Consider the following 16,546-nt stretch of genomic DNA (forward strand, 5'->3'; position numbering starts at 1 on the left):
TCTAGGGGGGATTAGCTATGAGTTCAAAAATTTTACAATATAATCAGCCATCATTAGTTGGTGACATTACCGTTCCTGGTGATAAATCCGTTTCACATCGTTCTGTTATGTTTGGCTCCATTGCGAAAGGTAAAACGACAGTTAGTGGCTTTTTATTAGGGGAAGATTGCTTAAGCACGATTGATTGCTTTAAACAGCTTGGTGTTTCAATTGAAGTAGATGGTACCAATGTGTCGATTGATAGTCCAGGAATTGATGACTGGGAAGAGCCAAAGGAAGTCCTATACACAGGGAATTCAGGTACGACAACGCGCTTAATGCTTGGGATTTTATCTGGTGCAAAGCTACATACAGTTATGACGGGAGATGCTTCAATTGGAAAGCGTCCGATGCGTCGCGTTGCGGATCCTTTACGATTAATGGGCGCACAAATTGCAGGTCGTGAAAATGGTCAATTTACACCGCTAGCCATTCAAGGTGGGGAACTCCAAGCGATAGATTATAAGATGCCAGTAGCGAGTGCTCAAGTGAAGTCAGCGATTTTACTTGCTGGGCTTCGAGCGAAAGGTACAACGATCGTTCGAGAAAGTGAAGTATCACGTGATCACACAGAGCGTATGCTTCGTCAATTTGGGGCAACAATTGATGTAACGGATGGGGTAGTCACTTTCAAAGGTGGTCAAACACTTACAGGTACGCATGTCAATGTACCAGGCGATATTTCATCTGCCGCATTTTTCTTAGTAGCAGGTGCAATCACTAGAGGTAGCCGAATTGTACTTAAAAATGTTGGCGTTAACGAAACACGTGACGGCATTATTGAGGTACTGCAAAATATGGGCGCAAAGATGGATATATCTTTGAACGATGATGAAAATGCAGCTGAACCAACAGCGACGATTACAATCGAAACATCGGAATTAATCGGTACAACAATTGAGGGGACCATTATTCCACGCCTAATCGATGAAATTCCGATTATCGCATTGCTTGCAACTCAGGCAAAAGGAAAAACAGTCATTAAAGATGCAGAAGAACTAAAAGTAAAAGAAACAAACCGAATTGATGCAGTTGTGAATGAGCTGAAAAAGCTAGGTGCTAATATCGAAGCAACAGATGACGGTATGATTATCGAAGGACCTACACCATTATCTGCGGGATCACTAAAAACATATGGTGACCACCGTATTGGCATGATGGGTGCAGTCGCTGCGTTAATCGCGCAGGGTAAAGTAGAGTTAGACGATGCGGATTGTATCGCCGTAAGCTACCCATCATTTTTTGAACATGTTGAAAAATTAATCTAAGAAAATGCGTCCGTGCAAAATAGCATGGGCGCATTTTTATTTGCGTATTTTTCTGTTTATTTTTGAATATTCTAATAATGTAGTAGAATTTCTGTCTAATAAGAGTTGATATGAAATAAAGTTTCAGAAAAGGGTGTTTTTATGAAAGATGCATTAACAAGAATTCGAATGGTTTATAACCATTTTAAGCCGGCACAAAAGCAAGTTGCTGAATTCATTTTGGAAAATCCACAACTTGTGATGAATAGCTCGATTAAACAAGTGTCACATGCAAGTAATTGTAGTGAAGCGACAATAGTTCGTTTTTGTAGGGAAATTGAGTTTGAAGGATTTAAAGATTTGAAAATGGGGATTTTAACATCTCTAAATCTTCAAAAAGAGACATTGCAACAAGGGATTCATAAGCAATTATTAAAAGATACAAATATTGAAGATTCTGTTGCAATCATTTCGCATAATAATCAACAAGCGATATTAGATATGTTGAAGCTAATGGATTATGAAAAATTAGAAAGTGCGATTGAACTATTATATAGTGCACGTTCGATTTGTATTGCGGGTGTTGGGGCTTCTGCGCTTGTAGCACAAGATTTTTTACTGAAATGTCAACGTATTAATAAGCAGTGTGAGGCGCTTCTGGACATGCATCAAATGCTTGTGAAATCGGTTCATTTAACAGAAGGGGATGTCATTTTTTTAATAACGTATTCGGGCGAAACACCAGAAATAATTGAATTTGCTAAATTAGCAAAAGAAAAGAATGTACCTATTATTGCTTTAACAACATTTAAATTTAATACTGTTCAATCGTTGGCCACTGTTAATCTATACGTTTCTGCAAGTGAAACAAATGAGCGGATTGGGGCGACGTCATCACGAATTTCTCAACTGAATATGATTGATATTTTGTTTACATGTATTGCACGCAAAGATTACGAAAGGTCGGTACAAATGTTTAAGGAAACAAAAGCAATTATTCAAAGAGAGGTGAAATGATTGGTTCGTGAAATCATTCAACAAGGAATATCACAGCAGCTTTATAGCGGGGCAGTATATAGTGTCTGGCAAAATGGTATAGAGAAACACTCTGGGGCTGTTGGCGTAGCAGATCGAGAGTCGAAAGAGGAAATGACAGTAGAGCATTTGTTTGATTTAGCTAGTGTAACAAAATTATTTACGACAACATTAATTCTTCGGCATATTTCGAACAACCTGTTGAAGTTAGAAGATACGTTAGCGACATTTCAAATAGGACCTCAAGAAATATCGGATATCAGCATACGACAATTATTGATGCATCGTTCAGGTTTAGTAGCTTGGTATCCATTTTATGAGGATAAAATGGATGGTTTGAAATTTGAAGAAGTTTTGCAAAGACTTCAGATTCTTCGTCCGCATAGTACGCATGAAGTGGTTTATAGTGACTTGAATTTCATGTTATTACAGACAGTTTGTGAACGAATAGATTCACGCAGTTTTGAGCAACAAATGTACGATATTTTGTTTGAATTAGGCGATAAAGATGCATTTTTTGGTCAGGCAACATCTACTCAGCTAATTGTAGCGTCAGAATATGGCAATCAAATCGAACAGAAAATGTGTGCAGAAAGAGGGTTGTCTTATCAACATTGGCGTGCGCAAAAAAAGGCGATAAAGGGGGAAATCAATGATGGCAATTGTCATTACTTCTTTAATGGGGTATCGGGTCATGCGGGGTTATTTGGTTCCAAAGATACACTATTAAAACTAGGGCAGCTTTATCTTAAAGGAGGTGGTTCACTCATTGATGCTGAGTTCGTCAAACAAGTTTTTTTGGATGAAGAGGGTGGAAGAACGCTAGGATTTAGTAAGGAAGGAATGTTCAACAACGGGATAGGACATACAGGCTTTACAGGAACGATGTTATACATTGAACCAACAAGCAATTTAATTATTGTACTATTAACTAATCGATTACATGTTGATACACCTAGAGACATTAGTGAAATTCGTAAAAAATTGATTGATTCGATTCATTAACGGAGGGGTTTCTATGAAAAAGTATTTGATATTCATTGTTAGTATGTTAGTCGCTATCTTATTAGTCGCTTGTTCAAATGACGATTCTAGTACTTCGACAGATTCACCGAATACAAACTCAACTGAAGATAAAACAAATGATACAGCTTCTGACAATTCAGCAACAGCGAGTGAAATCAAAATCGCAAACGATCAGGAACCAGCAGGCTTAGATCCACATAAAGTTCCTGCTGCGTCTTCATCACGAATTTATTCTCAAATTTATGAAGGCTTATTATCTTTCGATGAAAAGATGAATATTGTAGGTAGTTTAGCAACGGAATGGAATCAAGAAAACGATACAACATATGTCTTTACATTAAAGCAAGGTGTGCAATTCCATAACGGACGTGAAATGAAAGCAGAAGATGTGAAATTCAGTTTTGAGCGTATTTTAGATGAAAATACGGCTTCACATATTCGTTCTTATTTTGCAGATGTAGCTTCAATTGAAATTGTAGGTGATTATGAAGTGAAATTCACATTAAGTAAACCTAATGCGACATTTTTATCGAACTTAACACATGCGAGCGCGGTTGTTGTTCCAAAAGAAACGGTTGAGGCAAATGGTGATTTACAACAACATGCTGATGGTACAGGACCGTTTAAATTAGAGCAATGGGTTCCAGATAACAACGTAACTTTAGTGAGAAACGAAGCGTACCATGTTGATGGTGAACCAAAAGCAGCAAAAATTGCTTTCTATACAATGACTGAAGAATCCGCTCGCTTATCGGCTATTCGTACAGGAGAAATTGATTTTACTACGATATCTGCCAAATCTACGAAACTGCTAGAAGGAAATGGAGATATCAATATCATTCCTTACCAATCTCTTGAATATAGTTATGTTGGATTTAACAATACAAAAGCACCGCTAGACAATGAAAAAGTGCGCCAAGCATTAAGTTTAGCAACAGATCGTCAATCAGTACTAAATGTTGTTTGGAATGGTGAAGGCTTAATTTCTGGTCCAATCGCACCTTCAATGGGCGACTGGTCAATTGATGTAGAGGCACAAGATTTATACAAATTAAATATTGAAAAAGCGAAAGCATTATTAGCAGAAGCAGGCTTAGCGGATGGCTTCGACATTACGATTACGACAGCATCAACGTATCCTGATATGGTCGATACGGCACAGCTTTTACAGCAACAATGGAAAGAAATTGGCGTGAACGCAACGATTAAGCAAATTGAATGGGGCGAGTATGTAGATACATGGAGCAATAAAACTGCAGATATTTTAATTGGACGTAATACTTCAGGTATTGACCCAGACCGTGCGTTAAATTACTTCTTCAGTTCAACAGGCTCTGCGAACGTTTGGAATTTCTCAAACAAAGCATATGACGACCTTGTTGCAAAAGGCCTAGGTACAACAGATGAGGTAGAACGTCAAAAAGTGTACGTAGAAGCACAGGAAATGCTCATCAATTTATCGCCAAACTTATTTTTAGTATCTCCGAAAAACTATGTAGCGGTTCGTAAAGACATTTCTGGTTACACACCATACCCGCACAATGCATCAGATTATAATCATGTCGAGAAGAAATAATAGAAATTCAATAGAGTGATAGGGATTCCTAGCACTCTATTTTTTTAAATGTCTAGGCATTCGCGCCAGCTCCTCGCATCATTTCGGTCCCGCCGTCGAAAGTGGTGAATCGTTTACTTTCTAGTCGGGCCCTCCAATACCTGCAGGAGCTTAAAGGGCACGAATGCGCTTTCTAAAAAGGGGATGAAATCGAACAATGACAAGCTATATTATTCGACGATTGTTAATGCTTGTTCCTGTGCTGTTTGGCGTCTCGATTTTTATCTTTTTGATGATGCGTGTTGTACCAGGAGATGTCGCCCAAACGATTTTAGGTACAGACGCAACGCCAGAAGCACTAGAAGCTTTACGTAACCAATTTGGATTAAATGAATCGTATTTCAAACAGTATGTCAATTGGATAGGCGGTGTATTGACCGGGGATTTTGGCGAATCAATGCGCAATGGTCGTGAAGTGTTGCCCGAAATAGTAAATCGCTTTAAGTTAACGTTTGAATTAACAATTTTGGCGGCGATTATTTCTTGGATAATTTCCATTCCATTAGGCGTTTTAGCTGCTGTCAAAAGAAATAGTGCAACGGATCTTACAATTCGTACAATTTCATTATTCGGCGTATCGATACCAAATTTTGCGTTTGCAACGGTATTGTTGTTAGTTTTAGCACTGTATTTTAACTACAGTCCACCAATTGGATATGTCAGTTTTTTTGCAGACCCATTGAAAAATTTAGAGATAATGTTTTTGCCGGCTTTAGTGCTTGGAATGACGATGGCCGCAGCAGTCATGAGGATGACACGCTCATCGGTATTAGAAGTATTACGGCAAGATTTTGTAAGAACAGTTCGTGCAAAAGGCGCAAAAGAGCGAATTACAATTTTTAATCATGCATTACGTAATGCACTTATTCCAATTTTAACGATTATCGGAATGCAAATTGGTACGCTTTTAGGTGGTGCTGTAATTATTGAACAAATTTTCTCATTGCCAGGTTTAGGGCAATATGTGTTAACGGGAATTACACAGCGTGATTTAACAGTCGTACAAGGAAGTGTTCTGTTTATTTCATTCGTTTTTGTCATGATTAATTTAATTGTAGATATTTTATATGCTTATTTAGACCCACGGATTAATTATAAATAAGACTTGGGGTGAAAGAAATGAAAGAATTTGCAAGTCAACTAGTAAAGGATAAAGTAGGATTAATTGGGGCAATGGGTATTTTATTAATCGTCATTGTAAGTTTGTTTGCCTCAGTTATTGCACCGTTTTCACCCGAAAAGATGTTTACTGACTCGATTTTACAATCACCAAATGCGACGTATTATTTTGGTACAGATGAGTTCGGCCGAGATATTTTTTCTCGCATAATTTACGGTGCGCAAGTGTCTGTGAAAGTTAGTGTGATTGCAGTAGGTATCGGTGCATCTTTAGGATTAATATTTGGCTTAATAAGTGGTTATTTCCAAGGGAAAATAGATAGTGTCATTATGCGTGTAATGGATGTACTGTTTGCATTTCCTGATATTTTACTTGCGTTAGCAATCGTTGCGGTATTAGGTGCAAATATTACTAATACAATGATTGCCATAGGGATTGTTTTTACACCTGTTTTCACCAGGACGGTACGGGCGGCCACGATATCTGTAAAAGAAAATGAATACATTCTAAGTGCGGTAGCGATTGGTGTGCGACCATTACAAATTATTATCCGACATGTCTTACCAAATATTATCGCGCCATTTATTGTACAAGTAACACTTGCTCTATCTGGCGCTATTTTAACAGAAGCAGCACTTAGCTTTTTAGGGCTTGGTGTTCAACCACCGAACCCTTCTTGGGGAAGTATGTTAAACGAAAGCCGTACTTATATGGAGTTTGCCCCATGGACAATTATTTTTCCTGCAGTTGCAATTGTCATCACGATTTTTTGTTTCAATTTATTAGGGGATAGCTTACGTGATATTTTAGATCCTAAAATGAAATAGGAGGAATAGCATGGCAGATAAATTATTAACAGAAGCGCAAAATCCTTCAACTGAGTGGATAGATCAACAATCAATTCCGACCATTTTACAATGGATGAATAATGAAGATGCAACAGTAGCAGGTGCTGTGAAAAATGAGCTACCTCATATTAGCAAAGCAATTGAGCAGATTGTGGAACGGCTACAAAATGGGGGACGGTTATTTTATATTGGTGCGGGAACGAGTGGACGATTAGGTATATTAGATGCTTCAGAATGTCCACCAACATTTAATGTTCCGAAATCACTCGTACAAGGGATAATTGCAGGTGGGGCTTATGCCTTAACGAATGCAGTTGAAAATGTAGAAGATAATCGAACACAAGCGGTTAAAGATATTCAACAATATGATCTTACAGAAAAAGACGTGTTAGTTGGCATTGCTGCAAGTGGTAGGACCCCCTATGTAATTGCTGCCCTCCATTATGCACAACAGCAAGGCATCTATACAATTTCTCTAAGCTGTAACAAAAATAGTGAAATTTCACAATTTGCTAATACATGTATTGAAGTTGAAACAGGACCAGAAGTAATTGCAGGCTCTACAAGATTAAAAGCAGGAACTGCACAAAAAATGGTGCTAAATATGTTAACAACTGCTACGATGATCAAATTAAATAAAGTGTATAGCAATATTATGATTGATGTTCAAGCGACTAATGAAAAACTACGTCGCCGAGCACTTTTTATTTTGAAGCGTTTTACACAAGTTGACGAAGTAACGGGAACAGCATTATTAGAACAGACTAATTATAATATTCGAATTGCAATCGTTATGTACGGTGCTAAAGCCAGTGTGGAGCATGCGACAGAGGCATTGCAACAGCAACAGGGGAATATTGAGGAAGCGATAAAGTTGTTAAGAGGAGGTACTGAATAATGTATGCAATTGGTGTGATGTCAGGAACTTCATTAGATGGGTTAGACATTGTGTGTATTGATTTACATGTATATGAGCAACAACAGTCCATTCAATTAATAGCAAGCAAAACGGTAGATTATGATGTGACGTTTAAAAATCAGCTATCTGAACAATGTCATAATAACTCAGCTACTTTAGCCAATATTACAATGATGAACGCTTATCTAGGAAAATTTATAGGTGAACAGGTCGTCCAATTTCTCCATGAAAATAAAATCTCACCTCAAAAAGTTGCGTTTATTAGTTCACACGGGCAAACAATATTCCATGAGCCCCTTGGTGGTGAGCTAGAATTTGAAATTCCTTCAACCTTGCAAATAGGCGATATCTCTTATATTTCTGAAGTGACACGATTACCAGTTGTTGGAGATTTTAGAACGGGTGATATGGCAGCCGGTGGACAAGGAGCTCCGTTACTGTCCTATTTTGATGCCAATTTTTTGCATGCAGCTGATGTAGGGAGAGCAATTCAAAATATCGGTGGCATTGGTAATGTCACGTATGTTCCAAGTGATAAGCAGCAGGCAGTCATCTCTTTTGATACGGGTCCAGGTAATGTCCTTATTGATAGCACAATACAAAAATTAACGGATGGTCAGAAAAAATTTGATCATCATGGAGAAATGGCGAGTGAGGGTAACATTTATTACGAAGCCATTCAAGAATGGATGAATCATAGCTATTACTCGATACCTTTACCAAAAACGACGGGAAGAGAATTATATACAGTCAGTTATGTAAACGATCTTATTGAGAAATTACATGGTGCGAGTCTAGAAGACATGTTGGCAACGTTAACCGCCTATACGGTGGAAACCATTAAGCATAGCTATGAAAAATATTTGCCACTAAACCAAATTGATGAAATTTATATTAATGGTGGTGGGAGCTTGAATGCCTTTATGATGACGTTGTTAGCCCAAGCATTTCCAACGAAAAAAGTATTACCTTTAGAAGTATTAGGCGTGCCAGCAGTTTGGAAAGAAGCTATCGCCTTTGCACTGTTTGGTTATCAGACAATGCTTGGGCTACCGAATCAGCTACCTTCTGCGACTGGCGCAACTCGAGAAATCGTGATGGGAAAAGTGGCGTACTGTGATGGAAATCCATATGTACGTTTTGAACAATTAAGGGGTGAGATGTAATGGGTATTTTGCTAGCAATCGAAAACCTTTCAATTGCAGTAGGCAAAAAACTCACTGGCGAACCGCTTGTGAAAAATGTGTCATTGCAATTAGAAGAAGGAAAAACATACGGTATTGTAGGGGAATCTGGTAGTGGCAAAAGCTTAACCTCTTTGTCGATATTAAATTTATTAGCAGATAAATTAACCATTACAGAAGGTCAAATTCAATTTGCAGATAAGGGCAATCTATTGTCTCTAAAAAAGAACCAGCTTCAAAAAATACGTGGAAAAGAAATTTCGATGATTTTCCAAGAGCCTATGACCGCACTTGATCCTATGTATACCATACACTATCAATTGTTTGAAGTATTAAAATTTCATAAAAAACTCTCTAAGCAGCAAATGAATGAGCAAGTGATCAATATGCTAAATGCTGTTGGAATATCGAGACCAGAAAAAGTGTTAAAAAATTACCCACATGAACTATCTGGAGGCATGAGACAACGAATTATGATTGCTATGGCATTGCTATGTAATCCGAAGTTGTTAATCGCTGATGAACCAACAACTGCGCTTGATGTAACGATTCAAGCCCAAATATTAGAGCTGATGAAAAATTTGAAGCAGCAATATCAGTCCACAATTTTATTAATAACACATGATTTAGGGGTAATTGCTGAAAGCTGTGATGATGTTGCAGTTATGTATGCAGGACAAATTGTTGAAATTGGTAATGTGGAGGAGATTTTCGATCATCCAAAGCATCCGTATACACAGGGGCTATTAAAGGCGGTAAACAGTATTGGCAACGAAACGCAAGAATTATATGCAATCCCAGGGAATGTCCCAACGCAAGATGAGTTTAATGAAGGGTGTCGATTTGCGTCGAGATGTCCACTTGTTATCGAAAGATGTCACAATAATGTTCCCAATCTTACGCAAATCACACAAAGTCATACAGTGCGATGTTGGGCAGTGGAACAGGAGGGCGTATCCAATGAGGCATGAAGCCATATTAGAACTGAAAAACCTAAAGCAATACTTCCCCATCAAAGGCGGAATTTTTAAGCGGGTAGTGGGTCATGTCCGCGCGGTTGATGATATTTCCATTGCTATTAATGAGCAAGAAACTCTAGCATTAGTAGGGGAAAGTGGCTGCGGTAAATCCACAACAGGCAAAATGATTTTACGACTCATCCAACCTACTGACGGAGATATTTTATATAATGGACAAAATATAGCAGCGTTATCAAACGAACAGTTTAGGGCACTACGTAAAGATATTCAAATTATCTTCCAAGATCCATACAGTTCACTAAATCCCCGAATGACTGTACGACAATTATTGTTAGAGCCGATTTTAACGTATAAATTGATGCCTAAACAACAAGCAGAACATGAAATTATAGAAATCTTAAAACATGTTGGATTAACAGAAAAAAGTTTATCTAAATACCCACATGAATTTTCAGGTGGACAAAGACAGCGCATTAGTATCGCACGTGCATTAGTATTAAAGCCAAAGTTTTTAGTGTTAGATGAACCTGTTTCCGCGTTAGATGTGTCAATCCAAGCACAAATTTTAAATTTATTGAAAAAATTACAACAACAATACCAACTAACATACTTATTTATTTCACATGATTTAAATGTTGTACGTCATGTAAGTGATCGAATTGCTGTGATGTATTTAGGTCATATTGTAGAAATTGCACCAGCACAAGAGCTATTTGAAAATCCGAAGCACCCATATAGTCAGGCACTCATATCGGCAATTCCTAAAAAGCATCCGAATGATTCTGTAGAGCGGATTATTTTAAAAGGGGAAATCCCAGACCCTTCGAATCCACCCGAGGGCTGTCCATTTCATACACGCTGCTTATATGTACAAGAACAATGTAAATCTGGCACCATTCCAAGTTTTCAAATTTCAGAACAGCATGATGTAAAGTGTGTCTTATATGAAAATGCATAAATACCTGAAAAATCTAACACTTTCTCTAAGGGGTTAGATTTTTTTGTTCATAGAAAAATAATAATGAAAAAGGCGGTTTTTCTTGAGATACATGTCTTAGTCATGTAGCATATTATTGAGACAAAAGAAAAAGGTGAACGATGTATGGAACAATTATTACAGGCAATTCAAGAGGGCGATATCCAGTTAGTTAATCAACTTCTAGAATCATTTTTAGTAGATGCAGAACCGGCTGCACAGTACGAAATCGCGGAAGCCTTATTACACTTTGGTTTTTTAAGTGAGGCAGATCGTGTGTTTGAACATTTACAATTTTTATTCCCAGAGGAAGCGCAAATTTCCATTGATCGTGCAGGAGTTTTAATCGAATTAGGCGAAGAAGATGAGGCACTAGATTTATTGATGGCTGTATCAGATGATGTGCCAGAATATCCGCAGGCATTATTAGTATTAGCGGATTATTATCAAATGCAGGGGCTATTTGAAGTAGCAGAACAAAGAATTAATGAAGCATTGCAATTATTACCGAACGAAGCATTGTTACAATTTGCAAAAGCCGAGCTCTTATTTGAAACAGGCCGTTTTTCTGAAGCCGCTCGCATTTATGAAGAATTATATGAAATGGATAAAAAGTTTGCAGGTACGATTTTAGCGCAACGCTTAGCAGAAGTATATCGTGCAGGTGCAGCATATGAGTCAGCACTTGATTTTTATATGGAAGCGCTAGAAGAGGAAGTAACCGCTGATTTATTATTTGGTTCTGGATATGCAGCCTTCCAAATAGAAAAATTTGACTTAGCAATTAAACAGCTAGAAGATTTAAAGGAATTAGACCCTGATTATTTTTCAGCCTATTTATTATTGGCAGAAAGTTATTCGATGCAAGAAGATAATAAACGTGCTTTAAAAGTCATTCAAGAAGGCTTGAAGCGCGATGAATATGATAAGTCGTTGTATTTATTCGCCGGTAAGATGGCATTGAAAAACAGTATGCCGACAGAAGCTATTGGCTATTTAACAGAGGCAATCGCATTAGATCCAGAATATATGGAAGCCATTATGGTGCTTATGTCTGTGTATAGTCAGCAAGAAAGTTACGAAGAAATTATTTCACTATATGAACAACTTCAGCAATATGACTTTGAATGGGTGTCAATATATCCATTTGTTGCAAATGCATTCAATGAAGAAGAACTGTTCGATAAAGCATACGAAATTTACAAAGAGGCATATAATGAGTTTAACGAGGATGTTGAATTTTTAGAAAAATACTGCCTATTCTTAGTAGAAGATGGAAAACGTGAGGAAGCGAAACAAATTGCGGAGCGTTTAGTACAGCTCCAACCTTCTGAACAGCAATGGATTGACCTATTAGAACGCTTTGAGTAAAGGGAGGATCACATGTTGGCTTATTCCGTACCACTCAATGAAAAAAGAGTTTTCATTCGATGGTTTTTGAAAAATTATCAATTAAAACGACGTGAAGGTGTATGGATTTTAAATTATTTATTAAGTAATGAAGCGTTACTTGAGCATGTGCATTTTGTGGATGAAGCGCATTATTGTCCACGTGCCATTGTGATGTCCACCGTCGACACAACGAGCATACCGTTCCGTTTTTATAAAGATAATATTATGACTTCAGATGCTGAAAAGGCATTCCATGATTTACGAATTAATTCGACTGATGAAATATATTTTCAATTAAATTTCCCGAGCATCCCGCCAAATCCACTTTATTTGGCGGTGCTTGAAGAAAATCCATATGCACCGGATATTTTTATTCATGAAAAAGACCGTGTAGCAGCCCAACAATTATTGGAAAATAGTGTTTTAGAATTTCAAGAACATATGTTGTTAAAACAAATAGACGAAGCACTTGATACAGGTGATAAGGAGCGTTTCTTCGAGTTGTCCAATTTATTGCAAGCTTTGAAACATTCAAAGTAAAATTTTATTTGAAATCGTCGAAAAAAATACCTTTATTAGAAATTAAGTTTAGAAGTGTTATTAGGAGGAAAAATAATAATGATTTATAAAGTAAGTGATGTCGAACAATTTCAATCTCAAAAACAATTTATCGATACAGCAATCGTCCCATTAGTACAATTAGATTTTTCCGAAGTTGGAATGAAGCAGGCAAGTTCTGCTTCTGAATACTTAATGTCTTTGACTACATTTATAGAACAACAATTGCATGGACGCTTAATGTTATTACCACCTTTTTCGTATACGAAATTAACAAAATCTTCAGAATCAGCAATTTCTATTGAAAATGAATTAATAGAAGCAGGATTTAAATCGGTTATTTTTGTGACATGTGACCACGAATGGACGGCATTAAAAGAACGAATAAATGTACTATGGTTACCGGCAATCCCTTTAGAATCAATGGATAAGACCGTAAAGCAGCGCATTTTAGAAGATCAATTAAAACAAGTGCTGCCGGTATTAACTTCCGTTTGGGCACAGTAGACGTCACTACTTTCATTAAATGTTCACAATCTACACAAATGGAAATGAATGCTATATTGACCAACTTATTTACTTGATATATCATATATATGTCCTAGTTATTTACTATTTTTGAAAGTATGTCCGTTGGACTGACCTTTTAGTAAGAGGGGGGAAAAGGATGAGTAATAATCGAGTTACAAGACGTCAATTTTTAACATATTCACTTACTGGGGTAGGTGGATTCATGGCTGCTGGTATGTTAATGCCGATGGTTCGCTTTGCGGTTGACCCAATTCTTCAAACGAAAGAAGAAGGGGAGTTTGTATTAACGAGCCAAAAAGTTGCGGAAATTACAGACGCTCCTGTTAAAGTTGACTTCTCGTATGAGCAAACGGATGGTTGGTATAAATCAGAGGTTTCGGATTCAGCTTGGGTTTACAAAGAAGGCGACCTAATCATTGCATTATCACCTGTATGTAAGCACTTAGGTTGTACGGTAAACTGGGCTAGTAATTCAGATCACCCGGACCAGTTCTTCTGTGCATGTCACGCAGGACGTTATGAAAAAACTGGTGTAAACGTAAAAGGAACACCACCACTTGGACCACTTGATCAATATGAAGTAGATGAAAAAGATGGTTTCTTAATGCTTGGGAAAAAAATCGCAAACACACACAGTTAATTAAGTTAGGGGGTACGACACAGTGCTAAATAAAATTTATGATTGGGTCGATGAACGTTTAGATATTACTCCTATTTGGCGTGATATTGCCGACCATGAAGTGCCAGAGCACGTTAACCCTGCCCATCACTTTTCAGCATTCGTATACTGTTTTGGTGGATTAACATTCTTCATTACAGTTATCCAAATTCTATCAGGTATGTTTTTAACAATGTATTATGTACCAGACGTAGAAAATGCTTGGAAATCAGTTTACTATTTACAAAACGAAGTAGCGTTCGGTGAAATTGTTCGTGGTATGCACCACTGGGGAGCTTCACTTGTAATCGTGATGATGTTCTTACATACACTTCGTGTATTCTTCACGGGATCATACAAAAAACCTCGTGAATTAAACTGGTTAGTTGGTGTAGGTATCTTTGCAGTAATGTTAGGTTTAGGCTTCACAGGTTATTTATTACCTTGGGACATGAAAGCGCTATTCGCGACTAAAGTAGGTATCGAAATTGCAGCCTCTGTTCCGTTTTTAGGTGAAACAATTAAGGTTTTACTTGCTGGAGATTCAACAATTCTTGGTGCGCAAACATTAACTCGTTTCTTTGCGATTCATGTATTCTTCTTACCAGCAGTATTATTCGCTTTATTGGCTGTTCACTTTATTATGATCCGCCGACAAGGTATTTCAGGTCCTCTATGATCTGAAGCGATTCGTATGATTTACTAAAGGAGGGGACAATATGCATCGCGGAAAAGGTATGAAGTTCGTAGGCGATTCACGTGTAAAAGCAAATGATCGTATGCCGAACGTGCCAAAAGATTATTCCGAATATCCAGGGAAAACAGAAGCTTTCTGGCCTGACTTCTTATTAAAAGAATGGATGGTTGGTGCGGTTTTCTTAATTGGTTATTTATTATTAACTGTCGCTCACCCTTCACCACTTGAAGGCCCGGCAGATCCAACAAACTCATCTTATATTCCGTTACCAGACTGGTACTTCTTATCAATGTACCAATTATTAAAATACTCATATGCCTCTGGTCCTTATAACGTAATCGGAGCTATGATTATCCCTGGTATCGCATTTGGTGCATTAGCATTAGCGCCATTCTTAGATACAACACCAGATCGTCGTCCATCAAAACGTCCATTACCAACAGCATTTATGTTATTAGCTGTAGCTGCACTTATTTATACAACTTGGGAATCTGTACAAGCTACTAACTGGGAAGCTGTTGAAGCTCAAGGTGTAATTACGGACAAGCATTTAGGTTTATTACCTGATGTTGAAGTTGATGAAACGTCACAAGGTTATGAAATATTCCAATCACAGGCATCATGTATTGGATGTCACGGTGGCGATTTAGCCGGTGTATCTGGTCCGATGTTATTAGGCAATGAATTAACTGCTGAAGAAGTAGCTGAAGTAATTGCAAATGGCCGTGGTGGTATGCCAGCTGGTACATTTACAGGTACTGACGAAGAGTTACAAGTTTTAGCTGAGTTCATCGCAGGATTAAAAGAACAATAAATATTCAAAAGGGGGGCCAAGCTTTTGGCTCTCTTTTTTTATGACTATAAAAGTATTAATTTTCCAATGGAATCCACTGTCAAAAAACATCATTTCACGCGATTTGTGTTTTTCTAAAGTAAAAAGCATCCAAAAGGTAATTTATTGACAATAAATTTAATAGAAAAATGTAAAATGCTGTGAATACTTGCACAACCTCTCTTTCGGTATATAATAAAAGACGTACATATTATTTTAAAGTTGCACAAAATACATAAAGACAAATAGTAGGTTGAAGGAGAAAATATGAAAGCATATGCTATGCAAGCTTGGTATTTAATGAACCACCGCGTATTTTTAACGTTGTTGCTTATCGTAAATTTGTTTGGAACAATTTATGGCTATTATTGGTATCGAGGTCAGCTTGCGGTGACAGAGCCAATATATTATATTTTTGTGCCTGACTCACCAACAGCGAGTTTGTTTTTTTGCTTAGCAGTGATTGGTTGGTTGTTCGGCAAAAATTATAAATTAATGGAAGTATTAGCGCTCATTACATTGGTGAAATATGGGTTATGGGCAGTAGTAATGAACCTATTAACCTTTGCTGAAATGGGCTATTTGGAGCCAGAAAGCTGGATGTTAGTAGTATCGCATTTTTTAATGGCGGTGCAAGCAGTGCTCTATTTACCGAAATATCGCTTTACAAAGTGGCACGTAATGGTTGCGGCGATTTGGACATTACATAATGATGTGATTGATTATTTATTTGGGCAAATGCCGTTTTATCGTGTAATTAATGACTATCCAAGTCAGATTGGCTACTTTACATTTTGGCTTTCGATTGCATGTATTCTACTTGCATATGTAGAAAGTTACAAGCGCGAATATTTGCATCGACAATAGAAACCCTTTAAAATTAAAGGAG

The 16,546-nt window shown here is 37.5% G+C and carries 17 protein-coding genes; all 17 read left to right on the plus strand.

The window, feature by feature from the left end:
- The first annotated feature begins 17 nt into the window (after positions 1–17).
- Positions 18–1,307, plus strand: a complete 1,290-nt coding sequence (gene aroA / locus O7776_RS06105; RefSeq protein WP_274309711.1) for a 3-phosphoshikimate 1-carboxyvinyltransferase — start codon at positions 18–20, stop codon at positions 1,305–1,307.
- 141 nt (positions 1,308–1,448) lie between these two features.
- Complete coding sequence (locus O7776_RS06110; protein ID WP_274309712.1) at positions 1,449–2,303, plus strand: MurR/RpiR family transcriptional regulator; 855 nt, start codon at positions 1,449–1,451, stop codon at positions 2,301–2,303.
- Positions 2,304–3,326 carry a serine hydrolase domain-containing protein gene (locus O7776_RS06115; RefSeq protein WP_274309713.1) on the plus strand — a complete coding sequence of 341 codons (1,023 nt, stop codon included), beginning with the start codon at positions 2,304–2,306 and terminating at the stop codon, positions 3,324–3,326.
- 13 nt (positions 3,327–3,339) lie between these two features.
- Positions 3,340–4,923, plus strand: a complete 1,584-nt coding sequence (locus O7776_RS06120; RefSeq protein WP_274309714.1) for an ABC transporter substrate-binding protein — start codon at positions 3,340–3,342, stop codon at positions 4,921–4,923.
- Between the two features lie 196 nt (positions 4,924–5,119).
- Positions 5,120–6,064 (plus strand): ABC transporter permease, encoded by a 945-nt coding sequence (locus O7776_RS06125; RefSeq protein ID WP_274309715.1) that lies wholly within the window; start codon positions 5,120–5,122, stop codon positions 6,062–6,064.
- Between the two features lie 17 nt (positions 6,065–6,081).
- A complete protein-coding gene (locus tag O7776_RS06130) occupies positions 6,082–6,909 on the plus strand; it encodes an ABC transporter permease (protein ID WP_241368277.1) in 828 nt (275 codons plus the stop codon).
- A 10-nt stretch (positions 6,910–6,919) separates the two neighbouring features.
- Positions 6,920–7,828 carry an N-acetylmuramic acid 6-phosphate etherase gene (murQ, locus tag O7776_RS06135; protein ID WP_274309716.1) on the plus strand — a complete coding sequence of 303 codons (909 nt, stop codon included), beginning with the start codon at positions 6,920–6,922 and terminating at the stop codon, positions 7,826–7,828.
- Positions 7,828–9,015: an anhydro-N-acetylmuramic acid kinase gene (locus O7776_RS06140; RefSeq protein ID WP_274309717.1), complete on the plus strand. Its 1,188-nt coding sequence runs from the start codon at positions 7,828–7,830 to the stop codon at positions 9,013–9,015. The genes murQ and O7776_RS06140 overlap by 1 nt, the downstream gene beginning before the upstream one ends.
- Positions 9,015–10,004, plus strand: a complete 990-nt coding sequence (locus O7776_RS06145) for an ABC transporter ATP-binding protein (RefSeq protein WP_274309718.1) — start codon at positions 9,015–9,017, stop codon at positions 10,002–10,004. Before O7776_RS06140 ends, O7776_RS06145 begins: the two co-directional genes overlap by 1 nt.
- On the plus strand, positions 9,994–10,971 hold the full coding sequence (locus O7776_RS06150; protein WP_274309719.1) for an ABC transporter ATP-binding protein: 978 nt from the start codon (positions 9,994–9,996) through the stop codon (positions 10,969–10,971). The genes O7776_RS06145 and O7776_RS06150 overlap by 11 nt, the downstream gene beginning before the upstream one ends.
- 144 nt (positions 10,972–11,115) lie before the next feature.
- Positions 11,116–12,360, plus strand: coding sequence for a tetratricopeptide repeat protein (locus O7776_RS06155; protein ID WP_274309720.1), 1,245 nt, complete (start codon positions 11,116–11,118; stop codon positions 12,358–12,360).
- A 15-nt stretch (positions 12,361–12,375) separates the two neighbouring features.
- Complete coding sequence (locus O7776_RS06160) at positions 12,376–12,921, plus strand: ReoY family proteolytic degradation factor (protein WP_274309721.1); 546 nt, start codon at positions 12,376–12,378, stop codon at positions 12,919–12,921.
- A 78-nt stretch (positions 12,922–12,999) separates the two neighbouring features.
- Positions 13,000–13,446, plus strand: a complete 447-nt coding sequence (locus O7776_RS06165) for a YpiF family protein (protein ID WP_274309722.1) — start codon at positions 13,000–13,002, stop codon at positions 13,444–13,446.
- Between the two features lie 160 nt (positions 13,447–13,606).
- Entirely contained in the window at positions 13,607–14,110 is a 504-nt protein-coding gene (locus tag O7776_RS06170; RefSeq protein ID WP_274309723.1) for a QcrA and Rieske domain-containing protein, read from the plus strand.
- A 22-nt stretch (positions 14,111–14,132) separates the two neighbouring features.
- Positions 14,133–14,807: a menaquinol-cytochrome c reductase cytochrome b subunit gene (gene qcrB, locus O7776_RS06175; protein WP_241368286.1), complete on the plus strand. Its 675-nt coding sequence runs from the start codon at positions 14,133–14,135 to the stop codon at positions 14,805–14,807.
- Between the two features lie 40 nt (positions 14,808–14,847).
- Positions 14,848–15,639, plus strand: a complete 792-nt coding sequence (locus tag O7776_RS06180) for a menaquinol-cytochrome c reductase cytochrome b/c subunit (RefSeq protein WP_274309724.1) — start codon at positions 14,848–14,850, stop codon at positions 15,637–15,639.
- A 285-nt stretch (positions 15,640–15,924) separates the two neighbouring features.
- Complete coding sequence (lhaT, locus tag O7776_RS06185; protein ID WP_274309725.1) at positions 15,925–16,524, plus strand: lipoprotein heptaprenylglyceryl N-acetyltransferase LhaT; 600 nt, start codon at positions 15,925–15,927, stop codon at positions 16,522–16,524.
- Positions 16,525–16,546 lie beyond the last annotated feature (22 nt).

Source organism: Solibacillus daqui, assembly GCF_028747805.1.
GTDB classification, from domain to species: domain Bacteria; phylum Bacillota; class Bacilli; order Bacillales_A; family Planococcaceae; genus Solibacillus; species Solibacillus daqui.

Bases quoted from the DNA above. Each gene is read 5' to 3' on its own strand.
- aroA (WP_274309711.1), top strand. From the start codon at position 18: ATGAGTTCAAAAATTTTACAATATAATCAGCCATCATTAGTTGGTGAC.
- O7776_RS06110 (WP_274309712.1), top strand. From the start codon at position 1,449: ATGAAAGATGCATTAACAAGAATTCGAATGGTTTATAACCATTTTAAG.
- O7776_RS06120 (WP_274309714.1), top strand. From the start codon at position 3,340: ATGAAAAAGTATTTGATATTCATTGTTAGTATGTTAGTCGCTATCTTA.
- O7776_RS06125 (WP_274309715.1), top strand. From the start codon at position 5,120: ATGACAAGCTATATTATTCGACGATTGTTAATGCTTGTTCCTGTGCTG.
- O7776_RS06130 (WP_241368277.1), top strand. From the start codon at position 6,082: ATGAAAGAATTTGCAAGTCAACTAGTAAAGGATAAAGTAGGATTAATT.
- murQ (WP_274309716.1), top strand. From the start codon at position 6,920: ATGGCAGATAAATTATTAACAGAAGCGCAAAATCCTTCAACTGAGTGG.
- O7776_RS06140 (WP_274309717.1), top strand. From the start codon at position 7,828: ATGTATGCAATTGGTGTGATGTCAGGAACTTCATTAGATGGGTTAGAC.
- O7776_RS06145 (WP_274309718.1), top strand. From the start codon at position 9,015: ATGGGTATTTTGCTAGCAATCGAAAACCTTTCAATTGCAGTAGGCAAA.
- O7776_RS06150 (WP_274309719.1), top strand. From the start codon at position 9,994: ATGAGGCATGAAGCCATATTAGAACTGAAAAACCTAAAGCAATACTTC.
- O7776_RS06155 (WP_274309720.1), top strand. From the start codon at position 11,116: ATGGAACAATTATTACAGGCAATTCAAGAGGGCGATATCCAGTTAGTT.
- O7776_RS06165 (WP_274309722.1), top strand. From the start codon at position 13,000: ATGATTTATAAAGTAAGTGATGTCGAACAATTTCAATCTCAAAAACAA.
- O7776_RS06170 (WP_274309723.1), top strand. From the start codon at position 13,607: ATGAGTAATAATCGAGTTACAAGACGTCAATTTTTAACATATTCACTT.
- O7776_RS06180 (WP_274309724.1), top strand. From the start codon at position 14,848: ATGCATCGCGGAAAAGGTATGAAGTTCGTAGGCGATTCACGTGTAAAA.
- lhaT (WP_274309725.1), top strand. From the start codon at position 15,925: ATGAAAGCATATGCTATGCAAGCTTGGTATTTAATGAACCACCGCGTA.